General features: G+C 67.7%; 25 protein-coding genes. 16 read left to right on the plus strand and 9 right to left on the minus strand.

Features of this window, described 5'->3' with window-relative positions:
* Positions 1-10: 10 nt before the first annotated feature.
* Together ACFYTS_RS15300 and ACFYTS_RS15305 are read left to right on the plus strand one after the other, a co-directional pair.
* Entirely contained in the window at positions 11-853 is an 843-nt protein-coding gene (locus ACFYTS_RS15300) for an alpha/beta fold hydrolase (protein ID WP_387304560.1), read from the plus strand.
* A gap of 45 nt (positions 854-898) precedes the next feature.
* On the plus strand, positions 899-2,353 hold the full coding sequence (locus tag ACFYTS_RS15305) for a flavin-containing monooxygenase (RefSeq protein WP_387304563.1): 1,455 nt from the start codon (positions 899-901) through the stop codon (positions 2,351-2,353).
* Positions 2,354-2,363: 10 nt separating this feature from the next.
* Here ACFYTS_RS15305 and ACFYTS_RS15310 read toward each other — a convergent pair whose 3' ends face one another.
* Positions 2,364-3,101 (minus strand): ankyrin repeat domain-containing protein, encoded by a 738-nt coding sequence (locus ACFYTS_RS15310; RefSeq protein ID WP_387304566.1) that lies wholly within the window; start codon positions 3,099-3,101, stop codon positions 2,364-2,366.
* Positions 3,102-3,299: 198 nt separating this feature from the next.
* On the opposite strand from ACFYTS_RS15310, the gene ACFYTS_RS15315 reads away from it, so the two are divergent.
* A complete protein-coding gene (locus ACFYTS_RS15315) occupies positions 3,300-3,800 on the plus strand; it encodes a DUF2199 domain-containing protein (protein ID WP_387304568.1) in 501 nt (166 codons plus the stop codon).
* Here the strand turns inward: ACFYTS_RS15315 and ACFYTS_RS15320 are convergent.
* Positions 3,754-4,722 carry a DMT family transporter gene (locus ACFYTS_RS15320; RefSeq protein WP_387304570.1) on the minus strand — a complete coding sequence of 323 codons (969 nt, stop codon included), beginning with the start codon at positions 4,720-4,722 and terminating at the stop codon, positions 3,754-3,756. The genes ACFYTS_RS15315 and ACFYTS_RS15320 overlap by 47 nt on opposite strands.
* A 228-nt stretch (positions 4,723-4,950) precedes the next feature.
* On the opposite strand from ACFYTS_RS15320, the gene ACFYTS_RS15325 reads away from it, so the two are divergent.
* Positions 4,951-6,210 (plus strand): glycosyltransferase, encoded by a 1,260-nt coding sequence (locus ACFYTS_RS15325; protein WP_387304573.1) that lies wholly within the window; start codon positions 4,951-4,953, stop codon positions 6,208-6,210.
* A 71-nt stretch (positions 6,211-6,281) separates the two neighbouring features.
* Here ACFYTS_RS15325 and ACFYTS_RS15330 read toward each other — a convergent pair whose 3' ends face one another.
* Entirely contained in the window at positions 6,282-6,983 is a 702-nt protein-coding gene (locus ACFYTS_RS15330) for a TetR/AcrR family transcriptional regulator (RefSeq protein ID WP_387304575.1), read from the minus strand.
* A gap of 89 nt (positions 6,984-7,072) precedes the next feature.
* Between ACFYTS_RS15330 and ACFYTS_RS15335 the strand changes: the two genes are divergently transcribed.
* The 3 genes from ACFYTS_RS15335 (at position 7,073) to ACFYTS_RS15345 (ending at position 10,810) form a co-directional block, all read left to right on the plus strand.
* Entirely contained in the window at positions 7,073-8,644 is a 1,572-nt protein-coding gene (locus ACFYTS_RS15335; RefSeq protein ID WP_387304578.1) for a succinic semialdehyde dehydrogenase, read from the plus strand.
* Positions 8,645-8,678: 34 nt separating this feature from the next.
* Positions 8,679-9,506, plus strand: a complete 828-nt coding sequence (locus ACFYTS_RS15340) for an SDR family NAD(P)-dependent oxidoreductase (protein ID WP_387304580.1) — start codon at positions 8,679-8,681, stop codon at positions 9,504-9,506.
* A 413-nt stretch (positions 9,507-9,919) separates the two neighbouring features.
* Complete coding sequence (locus ACFYTS_RS15345) at positions 9,920-10,810, plus strand: SAM-dependent methyltransferase (protein WP_357277210.1); 891 nt, start codon at positions 9,920-9,922, stop codon at positions 10,808-10,810.
* Between the two features lie 164 nt (positions 10,811-10,974).
* Here the strand turns inward: ACFYTS_RS15345 and ACFYTS_RS15350 are convergent, their stop codons facing one another.
* Positions 10,975-11,190, minus strand: a complete 216-nt coding sequence (locus tag ACFYTS_RS15350; protein ID WP_357277208.1) for a hypothetical protein — start codon at positions 11,188-11,190, stop codon at positions 10,975-10,977.
* Between the two features lie 241 nt (positions 11,191-11,431).
* On the opposite strand from ACFYTS_RS15350, the gene ACFYTS_RS15355 reads away from it, so the two are divergent.
* Positions 11,432-12,019 carry a suppressor of fused domain protein gene (locus tag ACFYTS_RS15355; RefSeq protein ID WP_357277205.1) on the plus strand — a complete coding sequence of 196 codons (588 nt, stop codon included), beginning with the start codon at positions 11,432-11,434 and terminating at the stop codon, positions 12,017-12,019.
* A 27-nt stretch (positions 12,020-12,046) separates the two neighbouring features.
* Here the strand turns inward: ACFYTS_RS15355 and ACFYTS_RS15360 are convergent, their stop codons facing one another.
* A complete protein-coding gene (locus ACFYTS_RS15360) occupies positions 12,047-12,205 on the minus strand; it encodes a hypothetical protein (protein WP_357277203.1) in 159 nt (52 codons plus the stop codon).
* 18 nt (positions 12,206-12,223) lie between these two features.
* Between ACFYTS_RS15360 and ACFYTS_RS15365 the strand changes: the two genes are divergently transcribed.
* Entirely contained in the window at positions 12,224-12,877 is a 654-nt protein-coding gene (locus tag ACFYTS_RS15365) for a hypothetical protein (protein ID WP_357277201.1), read from the plus strand.
* Between the two features lie 21 nt (positions 12,878-12,898).
* Here ACFYTS_RS15365 and ACFYTS_RS15370 read toward each other — a convergent pair whose 3' ends face one another.
* The gene (locus ACFYTS_RS15370) at positions 12,899-13,213 is read right to left on the minus strand and encodes a hypothetical protein (protein ID WP_387304586.1); all 315 of its coding nucleotides are present in this window, start codon (positions 13,211-13,213) and stop codon (positions 12,899-12,901) included.
* Entirely contained in the window at positions 13,191-13,574 is a 384-nt protein-coding gene (locus ACFYTS_RS15375; protein WP_357277196.1) for a hypothetical protein, read from the minus strand. Before ACFYTS_RS15375 ends, ACFYTS_RS15370 begins: the two co-directional genes overlap by 23 nt.
* Before the next feature lie 163 nt (positions 13,575-13,737).
* Here ACFYTS_RS15375 and ACFYTS_RS15380 point away from each other — a divergent pair, with 163 nt between their 5' ends.
* The 6 genes from ACFYTS_RS15380 to ACFYTS_RS15405 all read left to right on the plus strand — a co-directional run bounded on the left by ACFYTS_RS15380 (position 13,738) and on the right by ACFYTS_RS15405 (position 19,159).
* Positions 13,738-14,622, plus strand: a complete 885-nt coding sequence (locus ACFYTS_RS15380) for a helix-turn-helix domain-containing protein (RefSeq protein WP_387304588.1) — start codon at positions 13,738-13,740, stop codon at positions 14,620-14,622.
* 2 nt (positions 14,623-14,624) lie between these two features.
* Positions 14,625-14,837, plus strand: coding sequence for a DUF397 domain-containing protein (locus ACFYTS_RS15385; RefSeq protein ID WP_379277075.1), 213 nt, complete (start codon positions 14,625-14,627; stop codon positions 14,835-14,837).
* Positions 14,838-15,026: 189 nt separating this feature from the next.
* The gene (locus ACFYTS_RS15390; RefSeq protein ID WP_379103840.1) at positions 15,027-16,211 is read left to right on the plus strand and encodes an SPFH domain-containing protein; all 1,185 of its coding nucleotides are present in this window, start codon (positions 15,027-15,029) and stop codon (positions 16,209-16,211) included.
* A 748-nt stretch (positions 16,212-16,959) separates the two neighbouring features.
* Entirely contained in the window at positions 16,960-18,141 is a 1,182-nt protein-coding gene (locus ACFYTS_RS15395) for a hypothetical protein (protein WP_387304591.1), read from the plus strand.
* Positions 18,142-18,166: 25 nt separating this feature from the next.
* Positions 18,167-18,667, plus strand: a complete 501-nt coding sequence (locus ACFYTS_RS15400; RefSeq protein WP_387304594.1) for a hypothetical protein — start codon at positions 18,167-18,169, stop codon at positions 18,665-18,667.
* A 267-nt stretch (positions 18,668-18,934) separates the two neighbouring features.
* Complete coding sequence (locus ACFYTS_RS15405; protein WP_387304597.1) at positions 18,935-19,159, plus strand: hypothetical protein; 225 nt, start codon at positions 18,935-18,937, stop codon at positions 19,157-19,159.
* Between the two features lie 608 nt (positions 19,160-19,767).
* Here the strand turns inward: ACFYTS_RS15405 and ACFYTS_RS15410 are convergent.
* On the minus strand, positions 19,768-20,052 hold the full coding sequence (locus ACFYTS_RS15410; RefSeq protein WP_387304600.1) for a hypothetical protein: 285 nt from the start codon (positions 20,050-20,052) through the stop codon (positions 19,768-19,770).
* Between the two features lie 358 nt (positions 20,053-20,410).
* On the opposite strand from ACFYTS_RS15410, the gene ACFYTS_RS15415 reads away from it, so the two are divergent.
* Entirely contained in the window at positions 20,411-20,707 is a 297-nt protein-coding gene (locus ACFYTS_RS15415; protein ID WP_357277179.1) for a hypothetical protein, read from the plus strand.
* Between the two features lie 135 nt (positions 20,708-20,842).
* Here the strand turns inward: ACFYTS_RS15415 and ACFYTS_RS15420 are convergent, their stop codons facing one another.
* Positions 20,843-22,603 (minus strand): leucine-rich repeat domain-containing protein, encoded by a 1,761-nt coding sequence (locus ACFYTS_RS15420; protein WP_387304603.1) that lies wholly within the window; start codon positions 22,601-22,603, stop codon positions 20,843-20,845.
* Between the last annotated feature and the right edge of the window lie 15 nt (positions 22,604-22,618).

Here is a 22,618-nt window from a genome sequence, read left to right on the forward strand (position 1 = left end):
AGGGCTTGTGATGGTCGATTTCGAAGCTGAACCGAGCACGGACTCCGTGGTGTCGGAGGACGGGACCCGGATCGCGTACCTGAGCAGGGGCAGCGGGCCCGCGGTGATCGTGGTTCCGGGAGTGCTGGCCCTCGCGAGCGGGTACGAGCAGTTCGCGACAGCCCTGGCCAGCGAGTTCACCGTGCACACCATCGAGCGGCGGGGGCACGGGGAGAGCGGGCCCCAGCGCCCCGGGCACGGGGTCGAGGACGATTGCGCGGATGTGCGAGCGCTCCAGGACAAGACGGGCGCGGCGTTTCTGGTCGGGCACAGCTACGGGGGATTCGTGGCGCTCGAGACGGCGCGGCAGAACACGGGGATCGCGAAGGTCGCGGTGTACGAGCCGGGACTGTCGGTGAACGGGTCCATGCCGCTGGGATGGATGGACGCCTACGAGAAATACCTCGCCCAGGGCAAACCCCTCGAGGCCTTCATCGAGTTCCTGCGGGCCATCGGGCCGGATGCCGTCCGGAATACACCGCGGTGGATGTTCCGGCGCATGATGCCGGTCATGATGAAAGCGCCCGAGAAAGACGAGGTCATCGCGCAGTTGCCGCAGAATCTCGTCGAACATCGGCAGTACGCGCGGTTCGACAATACGTATCGGAATTACGCGGAGATCAGCGCCGAGGTGCTGCTCGTCGACGGGGACAAGGACCGGCGGGCATGGACCGCCTCCGACCAGGAGCTGCTCGCCTCGGTGATCCCGCGGTGCGAGCGCGTCACCGTGCCCGGACTGGACCACTTCGGCATCGACAAGGGAGCGCCGGACCGGGTGGCGGGCGTGATCGGCGAATTCTTGTCGCGTTCGTAGCGGCATCGGGCACTGCGCCCGCGGCGTGAAGAATACGCTGGGGGAATGGCCACTACGCCGGAGCACGTCGACATGCTCATTGTCGGGGCCGGGTTATCCGGCATCGATGCCGCCTACCATGTGCAGCGCGCCTTTCCCGGGCGCACCTACGCCGTGTTGGAGGCACGGGAGGCCAGCGGCGGCACCTGGGACCTGTTCCGCTATCCGGGCATTCGCTCCGACTCCGATATGTTCACCCTCGGCTATCGATTCCGTCCGTGGCTGGGGGAGAAGGCCATCGCCGACGGCGACGACATTCTGGCTTACCTGCGCGACACCGCCGCCGAGAACGACATCGACCGCCACATCCGATACCGGCATCGGGTGGTGCGGGCCGAATGGTTCTCGCCGCGCAACCGCTGGACCGTGACCGCCGACCACGACGGGGAACCGGTCACCCTGACCGCGGACTTCCTGTTCAGCTGCTCGGGCTACTACCGCTACGACGAGGGCTACACCCCGGATTTCCCGGGCACCGAACGCTTTCCGGGCCCGATCATCCATCCGCAGCATTGGCCGGAGTCGGTCGACGTGGAAGGCCAACACGTCGTCATCATCGGCTCGGGCGCCACCGCCGTCACCCTCGGTCCCGCGCTGGTCGAGCAGGGCGCGCACGTGACCATGCTGCAACGGTCGCCGTCCTACATCATCTCCCTGCCCGCTCGCGACGGCCTGGCCGACCGCGCCCGCAAGTTCCTGCCCGCCCGCGCCGCGTACGCGGTGGCCCGCGCCAAGAACGTCGCCCTGAGCACCGCGATGTACCAACTGTCGCAACGCTATCCGACCCGCATGCGGGCCTGGATCCGCGGCTGGCAGCAACGCTGGCTCCCCGAGGGTTTCGACATCGACACCCACTTCAACCCCAGCTACAAGCCGTGGGACCAGCGCTTGTGCCTGTCACCCAACGGCGACTTCTTCCGCGCCATCCGCCAGGGCAAGCTCGACCTGGTCACCGACCGCATCGCCACCTTCACCGAAACCGGCGTGCGCCTCGAATCGGGCCGCGACCTCGACGCCGATATCGTCATCACCGCCACCGGCCTCAACCTGATCCCCTTCGGCGGCATCGCCCTCGCTGTGGACGGCCACGACGTCAACCTGCCCGACACCATGGCCTACAAGGCGATGATGCTCTCGGGCATCCCCAATTTCGCCTTCATCATCGGCTACACCAACGCCTCCTGGACGTTGAAGGCGGACCTGGTGTGCGAATACGTCGTCCGTCTGCTCCGCCACATGGATGCCGAGGGCTACACCAAGGCCACCCCGATCCGCGACCCCGCCGTCGGCCCGGCCCCCTTCCTCGATTTCGAGCCGGGCTACGTCCTGCGCTCCCTCGACATCCTCCCCAAGCAGGGCACCCGCGCCCCGTGGAAACTGCACATGAACTACCTCCGCGATCTCCCCGCCCTGCGCTTCGGCAAGATCACCGACCCCGCCATCCACTTCGAACGCGCCTAGCCGCTCGGGGTCACGTGGGTTTCACCATCGCCGCGATCTCACTGAACCCGCGCCGCACCGCGTGGTCATAAGCCGTGCGCCCCTTGGCATCACGAATCGAGACGTTCGCGCCATTGTCCACCAGCGCCCGGACGATATCGCGATACACGGCACTGCCATTGCCGTAGTAGACGGCTTCGAGGAGTGCGGTCCAACCGAGATCGTTCACGTGATCGATGTCGATATCGGTCTGCCGCAACACTTCTCGCACGTAGTCGAGATGCCCCTTCTCCGCGGCCGGAATCAGCGCGTTCCCGCCGAACCGATTCCGCAACGTCAAATCCGGCTGCGCGGGCAGCAGCAATTCCATCATCGCGACACTGCCGGTGACCCCGGTATTCACCCAGGGACTCTCCCCGCGATCGTCCTTGGCGTCCGGATCCGCCTCGAATTCCATCAGCACCTTGGCCACCGGCAGATTGTCATCCAGCACAGCGATCATCAATGGCGTCCGCCCGGACCCATCCCGAGTCTCCACCTGCGCCTTCTGATTCAACGCGGCCCGAACTCCGTCCGCGTCCCCGCCCTTGGACGCCCTGAGCAAAGCCTTGTTCGCCTGCTCCACCGGCATGCCGGCCGGCCCCGAACCATTGTTGTCGGACATCATCACCGATCCGTTCTGCGTCTGCTGACCAGTCTCCGCGCCATCCTTCGCCCCCGGCTCGGCCGAGCAGGCGGCGACGAGCACCGCCCCGGCCACCACCGCCACCCCGACCCGGACTCCCCGAGCACGACCACGCCACCACGAGGTCCTCATCACCACTGCTCCATCCGTCGACCGAATTGCCTCCCCTCCCATGCTCCGCACCCCCACCCACCCCCGAATCGGTGCACCGGCTCCTTCTCCCACCGCCATCCAGTCGAGGCTCTCGTCAACCGATCGGCTGACCGCGCCTACGCTGCCGTTGTGACCAGCTCAACTTTCACCTGCACCAGCTGCGATGAACTCCACGACGGCCCGCCGCTCAGCTTCGCGTTTCCCGCCCCGGCCTATTGGAACGACGAAGTGGCCGAAGCGCCCGGCAGTGTTCTGGGTGAAGAGCAGTGCGTCATCGCCGGCGAGCACTTCTTCGTCCGCGCCCGCATCATCCTGCCCATCCTGGACAGCGACGACGAATTCGTCTGGGGCGTCTGGATTTCCGTCAGCGAACAGAACTTCCACCGCATGTCCGAACTATGGAACGACCCCGCCCGAGTCGACGAACCACCCTATTTCGGCTGGCTCTCCACCCAAATCCCGATCTACGCCCCCACCACCATCAACCTGAAAACCAAACTCCACACCCAGCCACTCGGAACCCGCCCCCTGCTCGAACTCGAACCCACCGACCACCCCCTCGCCGTCGAGCACCGAACCGGCATCACCCGCGCCCGAGTCCGGTCGATCGCCGAACAACTCCTCCACTGACACCGCCGACCTGCACCGCTGTCGCGCCGATCAGCATGATGACCGCGCCGATGACCTGGGCCGGGTGGAGGGACTGGCCCAGGAGCAGCCACGCCAGGACAGCGGCGGCCAGAGGCTCCACCACGGCGAGCACGCTGGCCGCGATCGGAGACAGCTCGCGCAGGGCTCGGAGCCCGGCCAGGTAGGGCACGGCGGTGCCGAAGGCGGCGAGGATCAGCAGGACCAGCCACGCGGGCAGCTGCCGGTCGCCGAGTGCGATCGGGGCTGTGAGCAGGCCGGGAGGGAACGCCCACGGCGGGGCGATCACGGTGACCGCGACAGCTCCGACGGCCAGTCCGGTCGCGGTGAGCCCGGACGGGTCGGTTCGGCGGGCGCCGTATTCACCGAGCAGAAAGTAGGCGGCCGAGCACATCGCCGAACCGAGGCCCGCCGTGAGGCCGACGATATTCAGCCCGGCGGACTGCCAAGGTTGGGCGACAACGGCCAATCCGGCAATGGCGAATCCGATTCCCACCCAGACCGACCCGCGCAGGCGCGCACCCCGGGCGGTCCGCATCCACAGTGCGACGAATGCGGGGGCGAGGTTGACGAGAACGATCGCCACCCCGACCGGGATTTCGGCCACCGCGACGAAGAACAACAGCTGAACGCCCCCGACACCGAGCAGTCCATACGCGACCGGTAGCCAGAGATCCGACCGCGAGAACCGGAGCGCGTGCGGACGAAACCAGGCCACAACCGGCACCAGCAGCACCGCCGCCAGGACGATTCGCGCCGACGTCACCGCCGCCGGGCTCCAGCCGGCCACCATCATGGCCTTGGCCAACGGACCCGAGCCGGCGAACAACACCCACGACAACAGGCCCCATCCGGTCGCCTGCACTCGGATCGGAATCCGGCCCGCCCTCTCCGTGACTGCCACCGCTGGATTGTGAATCCGGCACCGCGAGCCCGGCCAGCGGATTTCCAGGATGGTCTCTGTGTGCGGATACCCCCGCCAGGGGTACCGGCGGTGGGCGGTGGACGGGCCGGTGGTGGTGGGTTCCGCGTGCACGCATGACTGGGGCGTTCGATCAGTTGCCAAGTGGGAGTGCGCATTCGATATTCGAGGGGTGAAGTCGATCGGGTCTCGTCGGGCAGGAGTTGACGCGTGAGCAAGTTGGTTATTGCGGCGATGGGGACCCGGGGGGATGTGGCGCCATTGCTGGATGTGGCGTTGCGGTTGCGGGATGCGGGGCATGAGGTGGTGGTTGCCGCGCATTGTTTGTTCCGGGAGTTGATCAGCGAGGCGGGGCTCGAATTTCGGCTGATGGGGGCCGACGTCAAAGTGGACGAGTCGGATCCGTTCAATGTCGATCTGAGCGGGCACGAGGATTTGGTGGTGCCGGAGAAGCTGGCCTGGCCGGAGGGGCAGCGGTTCCTGGGGAACGGGTTGATCGAGGCGCTGATCGACGAGCCGATGGATGCGCTGCTGCTCAGTCCGATCACCGAGTTCTCGGGATTCCAGCTCGCCGAGGCGAAGGGGATTCCGGCGATCGGATTGCGGCTGTTCCCATTGTCGGCGACCACGCAGCATCCGCCGAGTCTGGTCGGGGACAAGGACTTCGGGGGGTTCCGGAATCGGCTGACGGCCAATGTCGGGGCGTGGGTGTTCGACACCGTCTATCGCGGGCCGGTCGCCGACTTCCGGCGGGACCTGGGGCTGCCGAAGGTGTCCGCCCGCGAGTTGCGGCGACGGCGCACCGCGTCGGAATGGCCCGTGCTGCACGGCTATTCGCCGAGTGTGTCGCCGCGGCCCGCGGACTGGCGTCCGGGGCTCGAGGTCACCGGCTATTGGTGGCCGCCGCGGCCTCTCGACTGGGAGCCGCCCACCGAACTCGTGGACTTCCTCGAAGCCGGACCGCCCCCGGTGTTCGTCGGATTCGGCAGCACCACCGAAGGTCGCGATCGTCGCGCCGAATTCTCGGAGCTGCTGAACGAGACGCTGCGGCGGTTCGGCGGCCGCGCACTCGTGCAGACGGGCTGGATGAATCTCGACATCAGTGGTGACGACGTCATGACCATCGGCAGCGTGCCTTACGACTGGCTGTTCCCGCAGGTCGCCGCCGCGATTCACCACGGTGGCGCCGGGACCTCCTCGGCCAGCCTGCGCGCGGGCATGCCGTTCGCCGCCGTCCCCGGCCAGGCGGACCAGGGCTTCTGGGCGCGGCGGATGCGGGAACTCGGCGTCAGCCCGGCGACCATCGCGCAGCAGCAACTCTCGGTCGACGGCCTGGTCTCCGCCCTGCACGCGATGACCACCGACAGCTTCTACCGCGACAACGCCACCCGGCTGGCGGAACGGATCGCCCAGGAGGACGGCGCGGGCACCGCGGTCAAACTCATCGAAGCCCACCTCGGCGCACACTGAACCGACTCGAATCCGTTCAGTTCGTACGTCATTCGATCGCCGGTCCGGGCGATCGCACGGCCTGGCCCTGCTCAGGCTGATTCGAACAGCCCGGGAACGGTGAGCGCGTACTCCACGTCCTGGCGGGTGCCGAGCATGGTGAGTACGCCGCGAATCATGGTCAGCCGGGCGGCATCGATGGTGGCCTGGTCGGGTTCGCCGTGTGGGGCGGCAGCCGAGATGCGGAAGACGACGTATTCGCAGGTGTGCAGCGCGGTATCGAGTTCGAGGTCCGTGGGGGCGGGCCGGCCCAGCCCGGTGATCTTGTTGCGCACCAGAACCCGGATGTCGTCGACCACCCGATTCCGATACTCCGACACCGGTGAGCTCGGATCGTGCAGTTCGGCGAACAACGGCGCCAGCATCGAGCCGTGCCCGCCCGCCCAGTGCAGATACGCCTCGATCATGTTGATGCCGAGCTCGACCGGCTCCTCGGTCCGTTCCAGGGCCGATCGGATACCGCCGACGAGGTCGTCGTTGGAGACGGTGAGCACCGCGTGCAGGGGCTCGGTGGCATTCGCGAAATACCGGTAGAAGGTCGGCCGCGCGATCCCGGCCTGCTCGATGATGCGGGCCACGCTCAGCCCGCGGGACCCGTGCGCGGCGAACACCTCGGTGGTTGCCAGCACGATGCGGGCGCGCACCTGGTCGGCCTGCTGTTCCGTCTGCGGGGGGCGGCCGCGGCGGGCGGGGGTGGCCTTGTCCGCCGGAGGGCTTGACATCGCATGCGTCACGTCTATTAATCTAACACTGGTGTTCATGTAACACTGGTGTTCAGTTAATAGTGAGCTCCACCGGATACGACTCTTCGAGAGGGCGACCAATGACGACTGCCCCGCAGCTCGCCGCCGCCGATGCGCTGCCTTTTGACCTGGTCCAGCGCCTGCTCGGCCATGCCGTCGCGGGTGGTGCGCCCTCGGTCGAGGTGTTCGCGCCCGCCACCGGCGCCAAGATCGCCGACCTGCCGCAATCCTCGGTCACCGATATCGAGGCCGCTTTCGCCACCGCGCGCGCCGCGCAGGCCGAATGGGCGAAGGTGCCGGTCGGGGAGCGGGCCGCGCTGCTGCGCCGCATCCACGATCTGGTGCTGGCCGAGCAGGACACCATCCTCGACATCGTCCAGCTCGAGACCGGCAAGTCCCGGGTACACGCCTTCGACGAGGTGTCCGATGTCGCGGTGAACTCCCGCTACTACGCCGCCGAGGGCAAATCGATTCTGGCGCACCGCAAGCCGCGCGGCGTGATGCCGGTGCTGACCCAGGTGGAGGTGCGCAACCGGCCCAAGGGCGTGGTCGCGGTCATCTCGCCGTGGAACTATCCGCTCGCGCTGGGCGCCTCCGACGCGCTGCCGGCGTTGCTCGCCGGTAACGCCGTCATCGGGCGGCCGGACAATCAGACCGCTCTGACCCTGCTGTGGGCCATCGACATCGCTGAGCGGGCGGGCCTGCCCAAGGGGCTGTGGCAGGCCGTGCTCGGGCGTGGCGCGGTCGTCGGCACCGAGGTCATCGCGCGCGCCGACTACGTCGACTACACCGGGTCCAGCGCCACCGGCCGAACCATCGCCCAGCAGGCGGGGGAGCGGCTGATCGGCTACTCGCTCGAACTGGGCGGCAAGAACCCGCTGCTGGTGCTCGAGGATGCCGATGTCTCCGCGGCCGCCAAGATCGCGGTGCGCGCCTGCTTCGCCTCCGCCGGGCAGCTGTGCGAGTCGATCGAGCGAATCTACGTGCACGACAAGGTGTACGACCAGTTCGTCCGCGAATTCGTCGGACACACCAAGGATTTGACGCTCGGCAAGACCCTCGATTTCGGCTACGAGATCGGGTCGCTGACCTTCCCGCGCCAGATCGACAATGTCGCCAAGCATGTCGATGACGCCGTCGCCCAGGGCGCGACCGTCCTCGCCGGCGGCAAGGCGCGCCCGGACCTGGGCCCGTACTTCTACGAGCCCACCATCCTCGAGGGCGTGCGCGAAGGCATGACGGTCTACCGCGAGGAGACCTTCGGACCGGTCGTATCGCTGTACCGCGTGCACAGCGACGACGAGGCCGTCGCGCAGGCCAACGACACCGCCTACGGCCTCAACGCCAGCGTGTGGAGCCGCGATACCGCCCGCGGTCGCGAGGTGGCCGCCCGGGTCAACGCCGGATCGGTCAATGTGAACGAGGGCTTCATCGCCGCCTGGGGTTCGGTCGCCGCGCCGTCGGGCGGACTCGGCATCTCCGGCACCGGCCGCCGCCACGGACCCGAGGGCCTGCTGAAGTACATCGACACCCAGACCATCGCGGTGCAGCGGGTGCTGCCCATCGCGCCGCTGCCGGGCATGTCGGAGCAACTGTGGGCCAAGACCATGACGCTCTACCTGAACGTCATGAAGACACTGCGGCAGAAGTGATTCCGCCGACCATTCGACAGGGGTACAGAGGGGTATGAAGTCCGTAGCCGGTAAGAAGGTCCTGGTCACCGGGGCCGCCATGGGTCTGGGCAAGTCGTTCGCGCGGCGCGCGGTGGCCGAGCAGGCCGCCGACGTGGTGTTGTGGGACGTCAACGAGACGGCGCTGAAGGAGACCGCTGCCGAGCTGGCGGCCTTGGGCGGCAGCCGGATTCACCATTACGTGGTGGACGTGTCCGACCGTGACGCCATCGCCGAGGCGGGCGCGGCCGTGCGCGCCGAGGCCGGCGGCATCGACGTGCTGGTCAACAATGCCGGCATCGTGCGCGGCAACGGCTACTTCTGGGAGACCGCGAACAAGGCCGACATCGACAAGACGATGGCGATCAACTCGCTGGCCCCCATGTACATCACCCTCGAGTTCCTGCCCGCCATGGTCGCCAACACCGGCGTCGAGGCGCGCGTGCTGAACATCGCCTCCTCCGCGGGCCTGGTCTCCAACCCGCGCATGAGCGTGTACGCCGCCTCCAAGTGGGCGGCCCTGGGCTGGTCGGACTCGGTCCGCCTGGAACTCGAGCAGTCCGGCACCGACCACGTCAAGTTCACCACGGTGTGCCCGACCTACATCAACACCGGAATGTTCGACGGCGCCAAGGGTTTCTGGTTCACCCCGATCCTCGAGCAGGAGGAAGTGGTCGACACCTCCTGGACCGAGATGAAGAAGGGCTCGGCCCTGGTCGTCCTCCCCTGGACCTCCCGCCTCAATCGCGCCATCTCCGGCCTCCTCCCGCTGAAGCTGCGCGACTTCTATCTCAACACGGTGGGCGTCTACCACTCGATGGACGAATTCACCGGCCGCAAGTAGGGATTCGCGCTGAACGGCGAACGCGCTCCGACGCGCCGCATCGACACCACCCGGCCGCCTGGTCCGGGTGGTGTTCGCTATCGGGGCCCGGTGCGGTTCGATACAGAATTCACCCGGGCCGGAGATGCGGCAGACTTCCCATCGTCGAGGATGCCTGAACATTGCTGAAAGTCAGAACTGACGGCTGTTCGGGAATGTGGCGGAGAATCCCGGGTTGATCCCCAGATTGTCGTTGGCCTCATCTTCGTGCCGCAAAGGGATGTCGCGTGCATACGCGCCGGACTTGGCGACGAAGGTGTCTGGTTGGTTGCCGGAGCTTCCGTATCGGCGCAGAATCGACTGGGTTGACACTCGGGCGTTTGGCTCCGCTCGACATAACCCGGACGATCTCTGACACCAGTGGGGTGACCTTGATGCGAACCGAAGGGGATAGCTGGGACATAGTGACGAGCGTGGGCCTGACCGCCCTGGGCGTCGCCGCGTTTCGCGCACTCGAGACGGCCGATCCCGAGCCGATGATCCGCGACGACTACGCGGCGTGGTTCGTCGAAGCGGCCGGTGAATCGCACTTCGCCGACATGCTGGCCGACCCGGAGTCGGTGGGCGAGGTCAGGCGGTTCGGGCATTTCATGGGTGTTCGGACGAGGTTCTTCGACGAGTTCTTCGCCGCGGCGTTTCAGCGGGGTGTGCGGCAGGCGGTGATCCTGGCGTCCGGTCTGGATGCGCGGGCGTACCGGCTGGATTGGCCCGCGGGCGCGGTCGTCTTCGAGATCGATCAGCCCCGGGTGCTGGAGTTCAAGGACCGGGTCCTCGCCGAGCACGGTGCCGTGGCGAAGGCTGATCGCCGCGTGGTGGCGGTCGATCTGCGCGACGATTGGCCGGCTGCGCTCGTCGCCGCCGGATTCGATCCGGGTCAGCCGACCGTGTGGTCGGCCGAGGGGCTGTTGCCGTTCCTGCCGGGTCCCGCGCACGACGCCTTGTTCGAACGCATCGACGCGCTGTCCGCGCCCGGCAGCAGTGTGGCCTCCGACGACTTCAGTCGCGGCTTGGACCCGCAACACTTCGCCGATACGGAGGAGAAGTTCTTCGGCAGCAACCCCTTCGGCGACCTGGACGTCAGTGACCTCCTGTACGACGACGCCCGCGCCGATCCAGGCGACTGGCTGTCACGCCACGGCTGGTCGGTCCACATCACCACGCCTGTCGACCTCGCCGCCGCCTACGCCCACCCGGTCACCGACCTGCCCGCCGAATTGCTCGACCTCATGCGGCAGGGGCACTACTCGCGCGCCGAGAAGCGCTGAACCTGGGGGCAGGCACCGGCACGGAACTCATTCCCGCTGCGGCTCATTCGCCCTATCAATGCCTTCGAAGGCTATCCAGGCGCTCCGGCCGCTGCGGGGTTCAGGAATGGCGGCGGCCCGCTCGATCCAAGCCGAGCGGGCCGTCCGTGGTGTGGCTGTCGGGGTTACGGCCAGCACCAGTCCAGGGTGGCGGAGCCGGGGGTCGGGATGTGGAGGCAGATGTTGATCGAGATGTAGGGGGCGTCGATGTTCTGCAGCGCCGCGGGCTGGGCGGGGGCCGGGGCGGCGGGCTCGGCCGCGGAGGCGGACGGGGCCGCGAGGGTCAGCAGGGGGACTGCGAGTGCGGCTACTGCTGCCGAGCGGGCGATGGATGCCAGCATCTGGGTTCTACTCCTCCAGGTCGCGACTAGGGCGGCGCCAGATGGTTGCTGTCAGTTGCACATGACAGGTCAATTGGGCCGTGAGCGTTACGTTAACATCAGAAAACTGGTTTGCTGAAAAGTCTCTAAGTCACTTGCCCGTGTTGACACTCGCCAGTGTGCCCACACCGCGACGAAGCATGGGCGCCGGCAATTCGACGCACTGCCGGACACTCGTGGCCGGCACCGTAGGCTCGCTGTCGTGGAGCACGACGAAGCCATCGAACGTCATGTCGAACAGCACTTCGGGCCGATCGAGTTCGTGATGCACGAGGTCGGCATGGCGGATCGCGTGCATGTGCTCGTGGTGGGGCCGACGGAACGGCGACCGTACCGGACGCTGGTCACCGAGGGGATGAGCGGACGGCCGATGCGGGTACCGGAGGGGGTGAGCCCCTTCGCCGAGTTGATGATCGGCCTGCCCGCGGATTGGCCGTTGGAGGAGGACGGCGGGTCGTGGCCGGTCCATGTGCTGAAGTATTTGGCTCGGTTCCCGCACGAACGCGAGACGTGGCTCGGCGCATGGCATTTGGTACCGAACGGCAATCCGGTCCAGCCCTATGCCCCGGATACGCCGTTCGCGGGTGTGGTCGTGACTCCGATGCTCGACGTCGAACCGGAAGCCAGGGTCATCGAATCCAGCACGGCCATCAACCTTCTCGCCGTAGTGCCGCTACATGAGGACGAGGTAGCGCTGAAGATCGAGCATGGCACCGACGCCCTCATCGCGACGCTCGATCGAGGCGAGGTCAGTGAGGTGTTCGACCCGGATCGGCCCTGTCTGCTCTGATGCTTCGAGGCCGAGGACGACAGGGGCTCAGCCCTCCGCGGGCCGATCGTTGAGGCGGGCGTGGAGGCGGTCGCGGATCTCGTCGGGGGTGTAGGCGCGGCGTTTGCGTTCGGAGCGCACGATCACCACTCCGGTTGCCGCGACACCCGCGGCGCCTGCCAGGCCGAGCCACTTCCACCAGCGCATGCGCCTAGGCTAGCGGTTGTGTCACGCGAAGCGCTGTCGAGTGTCGGTTTGGATGAAGCGGTCGATCTCACCAGGACCGGTGATCTGTGGCTGTTTCGGGGGCATTCCGGTGCCGACCGGGCGATTCGGGGACTGACCAACAGTCCGGTCAACCATGTCGGGATGGCGGTGGTGATCGATGATCTCCCGGCCCTGATCTGGCATGCCGAGCTCGGTCGTTCGCTGCCCGACGTCTGGTCGGGCAACAACCATCGCGGGGCCCAGCTGCACGACCTGCGGGCCGCGGTCATGCGCTGGGCCAACGTCTATGAGCAGCAGGCGTGGATCCGCCAGCTGGATCGGCCGGTCACCCGGGAGATGGAGGACGCCGCGCTGCGGATGGTGGCGAGGCTGGACGGCATGCCCTTCCCCTCCACCACCGCGCTCGCGGGGCGGTGGCTGCGCGGCCGGGTACCGCGGGCGAAGCGATCGAACCCGCCCGAAACCGCTGCGGGACTGGAGAACGCGTACTGCGCGGAGATCGTCGCCATGACCTACCAGGCCATGGGTCTGCTGCCGGAGAAGCGCCCGAACTGGTACGACCCGGGCCGGTTCTGGAGCGGTGACAACCTGCGTCTGGCCGACGGCTACCACCTCGGAGGCGAAATCGGGGTCAAGGTCCCCGCGGACTGATCCGGAGTCATCCGGAACGGTTCAGTTCATCGGCACGGTGTGATGGTCGAGGACGTCCTCGATCGGGCGGAGGCCGGTGTCGGGGTCCGTGGCCTCGGCGCCGTCGAGGATCGTGTCGAGGATGGCGGCGTGGTCCAGAGTCGCGGGGAGACGGCGGGATTCGCGGGCGCTGACGATGACCGCGTGCAGCACGGTCGCGTACACGCGAGAGCGGGGGACGATCAAGCGCCAGCCGTGGCGTTCACGGTCGCGCAGGCGAGCCTCGATGGTGTCGAGAACGTCCTGGATGACCTGAATCTCGACCAGGTCCGGGTCATCGCACGGCATGGCGACCACCGAAGAACAGTGTGCTGTAGGCGATTGCGGCCACCCGGAGCAGAGTGAGCAGGGACCGCTTGGGCGTCGCCGAGGACCGCTCCGCGCGTGCGTCGAGCACCATGCGCCCGGCGGAGACCAAAGCGGTGCGCGCCCGCCGCCGCACCAGGCAGGTGCCGACTCCGCACCCGAGGTGCAGTTGCATCGCGATATGCGCTTGCGTGGCAGTCAGTTTGCCGGGATCGGAATAGCACGACCACAGCCCGCGCACCGCATAACCGACCACAGCGGTCTGCTCCGCCGCCGGTTCGGCCGCCTGGCGCTTCTCTCGTTCGATCCGGTCGATGATCGCCTGCACCGACCACGGGTTCTTGCTGGACATCGTCACCTACCTGGGGTGTCGTCGTTGTCCGTCAAGGAGACCACCGCTCGATCGGCTATGACATTGTCATTTAGGGATTCTCGTAAAGCAGCCGCAAAAGCCCAGCAGCGCTGTCACTCTGGGATCGGAGCAGTGCCACTCTGACCGAGTCGAGGAGTTTGCGATGCCCGAGGAGAACTCGCGCGCTTCGCTGCCACGTCGGCAGCTCGGGCGGTACATTCGCCGCCAGCGCGAAGAGAACACCCTACTCACGCAGGCCGAAGTAGCGGCTGCGATGCAATGGAGCCACAGCAAATACTCCCGGCTGGAGCGGGGTGAGCCGGGGCGGATACTCGATCGCGATCTCCGTGAACTCGGCAAGATCCTCGAGATCCCGGACGAGAAGACCGACGCCATGATCGAACTCGCCCGGCAGGTGGCCGAAAAGACCTGGTACAACAGTTTCAACGACCTCATTCGGGCCAACTTCGACGTCTATATGCGGATGGAGACCGAGGCCGGATCGATGGAGATCTACCGGCCGGACCTGGTTCCAGGGCTGTTCCAGACCGCCGACTACGCCCGCTCGCTGAACCGGACCTACTTTCCGAAAGACTCCGAGGAAGAGCAGGATCGGCGGATCGACCTGAAGCTGAGGCGGCAGACGATCATCACGCGTAAGCGGTCGCCGATCACCGTCGATCTGGTGCTGCACGAGTCGGCCCTGCGCACCACAGTCGGCAATGACGTGATCATGGCAACGCAACTTCGGCATCTGGCCGACCTCGGCACTCGTCCGAACATCACGGTTCGCGTCGTGCCGTTCCAGGCGGGATTCCCACTCGGAACACCGGTCGGGCCGTTCGCAACGCTCGACTTCAAGCCGGACGTGAAGGGCGTCGCGGAACCGACAGTCATCTATGTCGAGAGCTACACCGGCGATATGTACCTTGAGGGAGAGGCAGATGTCGGCAAATACCGTCGGGCGTTTGCGACGATCCAGCACGTCGCGATGGATGCGGTAACGAGTCGAAACATGCTGCGGCAGTGCGCAAGAAGGGAATCCTGAGGATGAACGAACGTCACCTTGCTGAAGCCGAGTGGTTCAAGAGCAGCCGCAGCTCTGGAAACTCGGAATGTGTGGAGGTCGCGTTCCTCGACGGGGGCATGGTCGGCATCCGGGACTCCAAGAATCCGACCGGTCCGGCGTTGGTGTTCGCGCCCGGCGAGTGGGACGCGTTCACCGCCGGCGTGGCGGGTGGAGGGCTCGGCGCGCCCGCCTGAGCCACGCGGCGAGCGGTAGCCGATGGCTATGGCCTGTGCGGGAAAGTCCGCGCGGGCCTTGGTCGTTCGTGGATCATTAACACTGCTCGTGGTTGGCTCGATAGCCATCTGACGGTGACCGGCGCGTTGCTGTCCTGTGCCATACTCGGCGCGGGCTGCGGTCGCGCCTGAGGGAGGAAAGAGAGCTCGATGGGCCTGTTCGACATGATCCGCGGCGAATTCGTCGACATCATCGAATGGCTGGATGACAGCCGGACCACGTTGGCCTGGCGGTTTCCGCGCTACGAGAACGAGATCAAGAACGGCGCGGAGCTGATCGTCCGGGAGGGGCAGCAGGCCGTCTTCGTGTATCGGGGGCAGCTCGCCGACAAGTACGGGCCCGGGCATTACACGCTGACCACCGAGAACATGCCGATCATGTCCACCCTGCAGGGGTGGCGGCACGGGTTCAACTCGCCGTTCCGGTCCGAGGTGTACTACGTCAATACCCGCGCGGTCACCGATATGCGGTGGGGCACACCGCAGCCCGTCACCGTGCGCGACCCCGACTTCCGGATGGTGCAGATCCGCGCCAACGGCACCGCGAACGTGCGGGTCACCGATATCGAGGTCTTCCTGCGCCAGATGATCGGCACCAATGCCGAGGTCGACGCGGACGTGCTCAGTGAGCAGCTGCGCGCCAATGTCGCACTCGCGTTCTCCGACATGGTGCTGGCCAGCGGGCTGGGCGCCATCGACCTGCAGGGCCGCCAGGTCGAATTGTCCGACAAGCTGCGCGAATTCGTGGGCCAGCGACTGTCCGGCTTCGGTGTCGGGGTCGAGGGCGTCACCATGAGCATCTCGCTGCCCGAGGAGATCCAGCAGGCCATGACCCGCGGCGTCGCGCGCGGTGTCGAGGCCGGCGGGTTCATGAACAATGTCGACCTCAACCGGTACCAGCAGATGCAGGCCGCCGACGCCATGCTCGCCGCCGCCCAGAACCCCGGCGGGGGAATGGGAGCCGCCATGCAGGCCGGCATGGGCGTCGTTCTCGGCGGGCAGATGGCGGGCGCAATGCAGGGCAGCATGCAGCCGCAGCCCGGCTACGGCCAGCCCCAGCAGGGCGGCTACGCCCAGCCCGCGCCGCAGCAGGCCCCGCCGCCGCTGCCGGGTCAGCAGCAGTTCCACTTCGACAATGGCGGCCAGGCCGCGGGCCCGTTCCCGATCGACCAGCTACGCCAATACGTTTCGGGTGGACAGCTGACCCGCGACACCAATGTGTGGGCCGAGGGCATGGCGGGCTGGGCCCCGGCCTCCACCGTCCCGGCGTTGCAGTCCCTCTTCGCGACGCCGCCGCCGCTGCCGGGCACCCCGCCGCCGCTGCCCCCGCAGTAACGGCAACCTCCGCAACCGGATCCGCCCGGCCCACCCGTCGGCCCATGATCGCCGACGGGTCGGTTCGCCGTACCCGAATCCGGTCACCCGCCCGATCGAACGCCCGACAACTCGGTGCGTCCCGAAACTCCTTCCACCGCAACAGCGTGACCATCGAGTCCGCCGCACCGAGTGAGCGCACATGAACGACCACCAGCCCCCACAGCACCCCGCGGGCCCGCCCCCGCTCCCCGGCAGCGACGCCGCCCCGCACACCACCGAACCCCGCCAGTGGACCCCTCCCGTCGCGGCCGACCCCGGCGGCGCGGCGGCGACCCCGTCCGGCCCGCCGCCCCTCCCGGGTGCCGCGCAACCCGGACGGACGATGCCACCGCCGATGCCCGGAGCAGGAAACCCTGTGCCGCCGCCGCTTCCGCCGCGCGATGCGACCGGTGTCCCGCCCATGCCTCAGGGTGCAGTCAGCCCTCCGCCTCTGTCGGGGGCTACAGGTTCCCCCCTGCCGCCGCCGCTTCCGCCGCAGGGGTTGAGCGGTCCTGTCAGCGCCCCGCCCGCCGGTGCGGGCGTGGGAATGGCTGTGCCACCGCCGCTTCCGGGTGGATTCGCGCCGAATGCGCCGATACAGGCCCCGATGGGTGCGATGCCGCAGCCGATGGTTGTGGCTCCGGTGTTCGTTCCCGGGGCGGGCGAGCCCGAGCATGGGGCGGGAGGTGCTGGGCCGCAGGCTCAGCCGGTGGCGCCGGATCGGGCCATGTTGCACGGCACGGAGTTGACTCGGACGTATCCGTGTGCGGCGTGCGGGGCGCAATTGGTGTTCGATCCGGTGGGGCAGGATCTGCTGTGCCCGAGTTGCGGGAACCGGTCGCCGGTGATCGCGCCGAACGTGCCGGTGCAGGCTCGGGAGCTGGGGCCCGCGATGGCGGCGCTGCGGGAGTTGCAGGGGCAGGCGGCGGGGCCGCAAGTGACGGGGGAGTGGGAGGTGAAGTGCCAGAACTGTGGTGGGACCACGGGATTCAATGGCAGCCTCACCGCCACTCGGTGCCCGTACTGCGCTACGCCGATTCAGCGTGATGACGTGCACAACGCGCCCGCTCGGCTGCCGGTGGACGGGGTGGTGCCGTTCCTGGTGGGGGAGAAGCAGGCTCGGGAGCTGGTCGAGAAGTGGGTGTCGAAGCGGTGGTTCGCGCCGTCGAACTTCCGGAAGTACCGGCGGATCGGTGCCTTCTCGAGTCTGTACACCGCGTACTTCACCTATGACGCGGACACTGCGAGCTGGTATCAGGGTGAACGCGGCGACGACTATCAGGTGCGGGTCGGGACCGACGAGGACGGCGATCCGATCTACGAGACCCACACCCGGTGGCATCCGGTGGCCGGTGAGGTCGGCAACGAGTTCGCCGATCTGCCGGTGCTGGCCAACGAGAACCTGAACCGGGACCGGATCCGGTCGCTGGAACCGTGGCCGGTGGAGCAGGCGCGCGCCTACTCGCCGGAGTTCGTGGCCGGGCACCTGTGCCGCACCTACGACAAGGACGCCGAGGAGTCGTTCCCGGAGGCGCAGCAGCGGATCGAGTCGGCCATCGAGTCGAGCGTGCGCGCCGACATCGGCGGCGACCACCAGCGCATCCACGAGCTGAACACCAACTGGAACTGGCTGGCGTACAAGCATGTGCTGCTGCCGATCTGGCTGCTGACGGTCGTCTACATGGACAAGACCTATCAGGTGTACATCAACGGCCTGACCGGGCAGGTGTCCGGTGACCGGCCGTGGAGCAAGGCGAAGATCATCGCCGCGATCCTGGCGGTGCTCGCGGTGATCGTCGCGGTGGTGGTGGCGTTCGCGGTCGCGCGCGGGCATCACACGCCGAGCCATCATCCGAGCGGGCCGAGCCACTCCACCGTCGTGCCGACGCGCCCCACCACCCATCGATGACCCACCGAGCAGAGCGGAACCGACCGTGTTGATCTTCGTAGCCGTCGCGCTGATCCTGATCGCCGCCGTGGCCGCCGGCATCGTCCTGGTGTCGCGCAGTCAGCGCGCCTCGACCGCCACCGCCAACCAGGTGGTGCCGGGCACCCCGACCCGCGCCCCGGCCTCGTGGGCGGGCTCGCACGACCCGGAGCCGCGGCTGCACCGGCGTCTGCGCGACGCCATCCGGGCCCTGCACACCGCCGACACCCTCGACGACGCCACCACGATCGTGTTGCGCGCCGAACTCGAGCAGGCCGCCCTCGCCTGGGACGACCGGTTGGTCGCCATGGCGGCCCTGCCCGCCGCCGCCCTGACCGAGCAGCGGGCGACCGCCACCCAGGCCGTCGAATCCATCGAAGCCGCGGTGGCGCAATATGTTTCGGCCGCAACCCAGCGCACCGCCGCGGAGGTCACCGCGGGGCTGACCGCGGCGCGGGCGCAACTCGAGATCCAGGCCGAGATCCGCAAATCCCTCGAGGCGGGCTGAACCCGGGAAGCGCCGCGCAGTCCCTCGGCCGAGGCGCAGACCGAGTGGCGACCAGACGCGCCGGGCAACCGGAGGGGACCATGACCGACATCGGTGAGGACGCGAAAAGGGCCGCCATTCTGCCCGCCGAGCGTATGTCCACGAGCGAGCTCGCCGACATACGCCTCCACCTCTGGCCCATGCACACCGGTGCGTTTATGCCACCGGAAACACGACGCTATGGGCTCGGACGGTCGTCGTTTGGATTCGGACGTAGGGTGAGGTCCTGTGGAGTCAGACAGCAAGCTGGAGGACCTACGGTCAGTGCTCTCATGCGTTTTCGAGAAGCTCGGTCACGAGAGCCTCACCGAGCCCGACCGGGTCGAGTTGGTGGCGCGCGCCGAGGTCGTTCAGGACCAGATCGACGCGATTCAGGATGTCATCGACGACGAGGAGCGCGGCCGCATGCTGACTACGCCCGTGCCGGAGCCGTCGGGCGATCAGTTGTTCTGAAGCGCCGAACCGCGCGGCTCGCGGCAATGTAGTGCGTGGCCTCAAGGCACATACAGATCTCCTAGATGCACCGACGCCCGCTAGATCCATACGACGATCGGTTTCCGAACAGCCCCAGTCGGGTGTCGACATCACTGCAACGCAACCGTGCGAACACAACCGTGCGATCCGCGCGGCCTGTTCGTTCAGTCCCGAATCAGCAGACGCACCAGGGTCATTCGTCGGTATCTCGGGGTTCCGGAGGGCCGGTAACGACCTCATCATCTGTCGGCCACGATCGCGCACCGACCGGTTGAGAAGACCGACCCATTGGTATGCGCTGAAGTGTCGGCGCAGCACACAACGGAACCCTGACCGCTGAGCCGATACGAGGGTCTCGCCCTACGTGCACTACAGCGACGCTGGGGCGAGACCCTCGTTCATCAGACATCGTGTCCCAATCCGGTTCGAGGCAGGCCAGCAGATTCCGGCGATCCCCGTGCTCCGAGAGCCACTGGCGCGTCAGTTCTTTTCCCATGGTGTGCAGGACCCCGGGCCCGAACTCACCGTCATCGTCCTCGCCGGCGACCAGGCCACCGCACGGGATCGACGCCGAATTCGTATCTCGGCTACCGATTCTGGGGTTCGTATACCGCGGGTCCGATCGCGACGTGTGCGAGAAACGCCGGCAGGTCGATGCCCAGATGCTGGGTGACCTCACGCAGCGCGTTGTCGAGTGCCGCCCGCGTGGACCCCGGCTGGGGGTGCAGTCGCACGAGGGTGCCCGCCCGCCGGATTTCGACGTGGCAGACCTTGTCACCGCGGGCGGACCCGGCGACCGGGCGCGGTGCGCCGATGACGACGTGGGCCTCACTACCGCGGCGGGTGACCCGGCCGCTGATGAACATCTGCACGCGAGCACTTCCTCTTCGAACGACGATTTCCGCCGTGACGGTAAAAATTGCTGCTCGGGCCGGGTGGACAGGAAGAGTCTGCGGGCCGATCCACCCGGCTGCCGAGCACGATGCGCCGCTCGGAGTCGGTGAAGCGGGGCATCGATTCCGGAGTCGTCCACGGTTGACCCCGGTCGGATGATCCGAAATGTGAATGCGGCGCGATAACCGCACCCTGATTCCCGCCGCGCTCAACGATCGGCTCACCCGCACCGCACCGTATCGAGATCCTGGGCTGGAGCGGCCCGAATACCGCGCTGATGGCACGAATCGAGAGTGTCCAGGCACGGGTGGTCACCGAAATCTCGGAAATAGCTAAGTGATCGAGATTGTCGTGCAGAATGCCGATCAGAACCGGCCCGACCGGTCGGTGAACCTTCATGGGGTGGACATGACCGATCTGATGGGATCGACCGCGCACGAACTGCTCGCACAGATCCTCGCGCGCTACGGCAGCCTCGACGTCTTCATCGCCCGTCTGCACGCTCTGCTGGACACACCCACCGTCGTGCGCCCGGCCGCGGTGGTGCCCGTGGCCGGTGGCCGGCACCGGCTCGCAGAGCCCACGGGCACAGTGCCGATGACTACCGGAACCCCACCTCGCCCACGTGGTTGAAACCTGAGGGTCGGGCTACCGAGAGGCAGGCGCAGGCGGGGCAAGCCGTATGCGTCGCTTGTGGTTTGGAGATCCCGCCATCGATTTCTGAACACCCCTGAGGTGGCCGGCAGCCGGCTCGGGCCCGGTGGACCCCTACGACCCGAAGTCGATCCGGGCGCTCGGGTGCGCGGCGGTGATCCGGTCGCGGACCTCTCGGGGGAACCGGTTGCCGTAGAGGTCGGCGGTCTCGAGGTCGGGGAGCGTGTCGAAGTCGGGCGGCAGGTCTTCGAGGCCGTTGAAGGCCAGGCGGACGGTCCGCAGCCGGCGGAACGTCCCGATCCCGGCGAAGTGCTCGGGCTCGAGCCGGCGGCGCTTGCCGTCCCGGCGCCACCTGTCGATCCGGAGTTCCTCCAGATCGGTCAGCTCCATCGCGAACAACTCCCGGAGGAAGGCGTGCCCGGGTTCCGGGCCGCGGCTGCTCTGCCCGCTGAAGCCGAGGACCCGCAGTGCGGGCAGGCGGCCGAGGTTCGGCAACGGGTCGCGCAGCAGGCCGAGGCTGCCGCCGAGGTCGAGTTCCACCAGCCGGGTCAAGCGGAGCAGGCTGTCGGGGACGGTGTCGAAGTTGTTGCAGCTCAGATCGAGACGGCGCAGGTTCGGGAAGGTGGTGACCACCTCGGGGAAGGTCAGCAGGTACCGGGCGGGGCTGCCGGACATCGACACCTCCTCGACGCCGGTCAGGCCGCGCGCAGAGTCGGGGAACACGACGTTGGTGCCGTCGGCGACCAGCTTCCGCAGCCCGACCAGGCCGCCGAAGGTGTCCGGCAGGACGAACCGCGTCGACTCGGGTGGCATCCGTCCCGGCTCGTACTCCGCGTCGGTGCGGACGGACAGCGAGGAGATGTCGAGTTCCTCCAGCGCGGACAGCCGCCCGATGGCGGCGGGCAGGGTGAACTCGACCTCGTTCTCGTCCAGGGACGAGTTGCCGGCGACCCGCAGCACCCGCAACCCGGCCAGGTCGCCGATCGATCCGGGCAGGGCGGTCAACTTGCAGTCGCGCACCGACAGGTGCTCCAGTCCGGTGAGGGTCCCGATCTCCTCGGGCAGCTCGCGGATCGGATTGCGGTCCAGGATCAGGGTGCGCAGCCACGGCATCCGGAGCACCTCGGCGGGGAACGCCTTCAGCTTGCGCCCCGCCAGGTCGAGATGGTCGGCCCGGCCGGCCAAGGCCCGGGACAGCTGGTCGTCCAGCGCCGCGGCCGCCGACCCGCGCGCCGACCGGGCCCCGGGCCGCAGGACCGGCAGCCCGGCACGCAGCCGGTTCAGGAACGCGTCGACGTCCAGGCGACCCTCGTCGTCGACGACCTCGGGCACGAACGCCTCGCCGAGGCCGTTCCCGGCGACGAAGTCGACGTCCCGGTCACAGACGCCGAGGTTGTCCACCCAGCGCGCGCCCGGGGCCGCCAGTGCCATGTGGTGGTCGAAGTCGATCACCCAGGGGGTGTCGACCACCGCGGCCGCCAGGGAGCCGTGGTTGTAATAGCCGTACACCATGTGGGTGAAGGTGCCGTCGTGGATGCAGATCTCGGCGTCGCCGCCTTCCAGCGTCTCGGCCCGGGTGTGGCCGCCGACGTAGAGCCCGGGCGAGTCCTCGTAGAGCGCGATCGGGCCGTTGACCGTCAGGTCACCGGTCACCACGATCAACTCGACATCGCCGTCGCCATCGGCGTCCACACCGCGCAGCTCGGCGACGGCGGACAGGAAATCCCCGTCGAGGGTGAGGTCACCGTCGAAGAACAGCACCGTGGGATCGTCGGGCTCGTCTGCGGCTCCCTCGAACTCGGCGGACAGCACGCCGCCCAGGCGGGCGTCCACGTCGGCGTACGACAAGAGGTCGGGCATGGAAAAGGTCGACATGCGGGAGAGCATATG

It is taken from the genome of Nocardia sp. NPDC004151 (assembly GCF_042874235.1).
In the GTDB taxonomy this organism is placed as follows: Bacteria; Actinomycetota; Actinomycetes; order Mycobacteriales; family Mycobacteriaceae; genus Nocardia.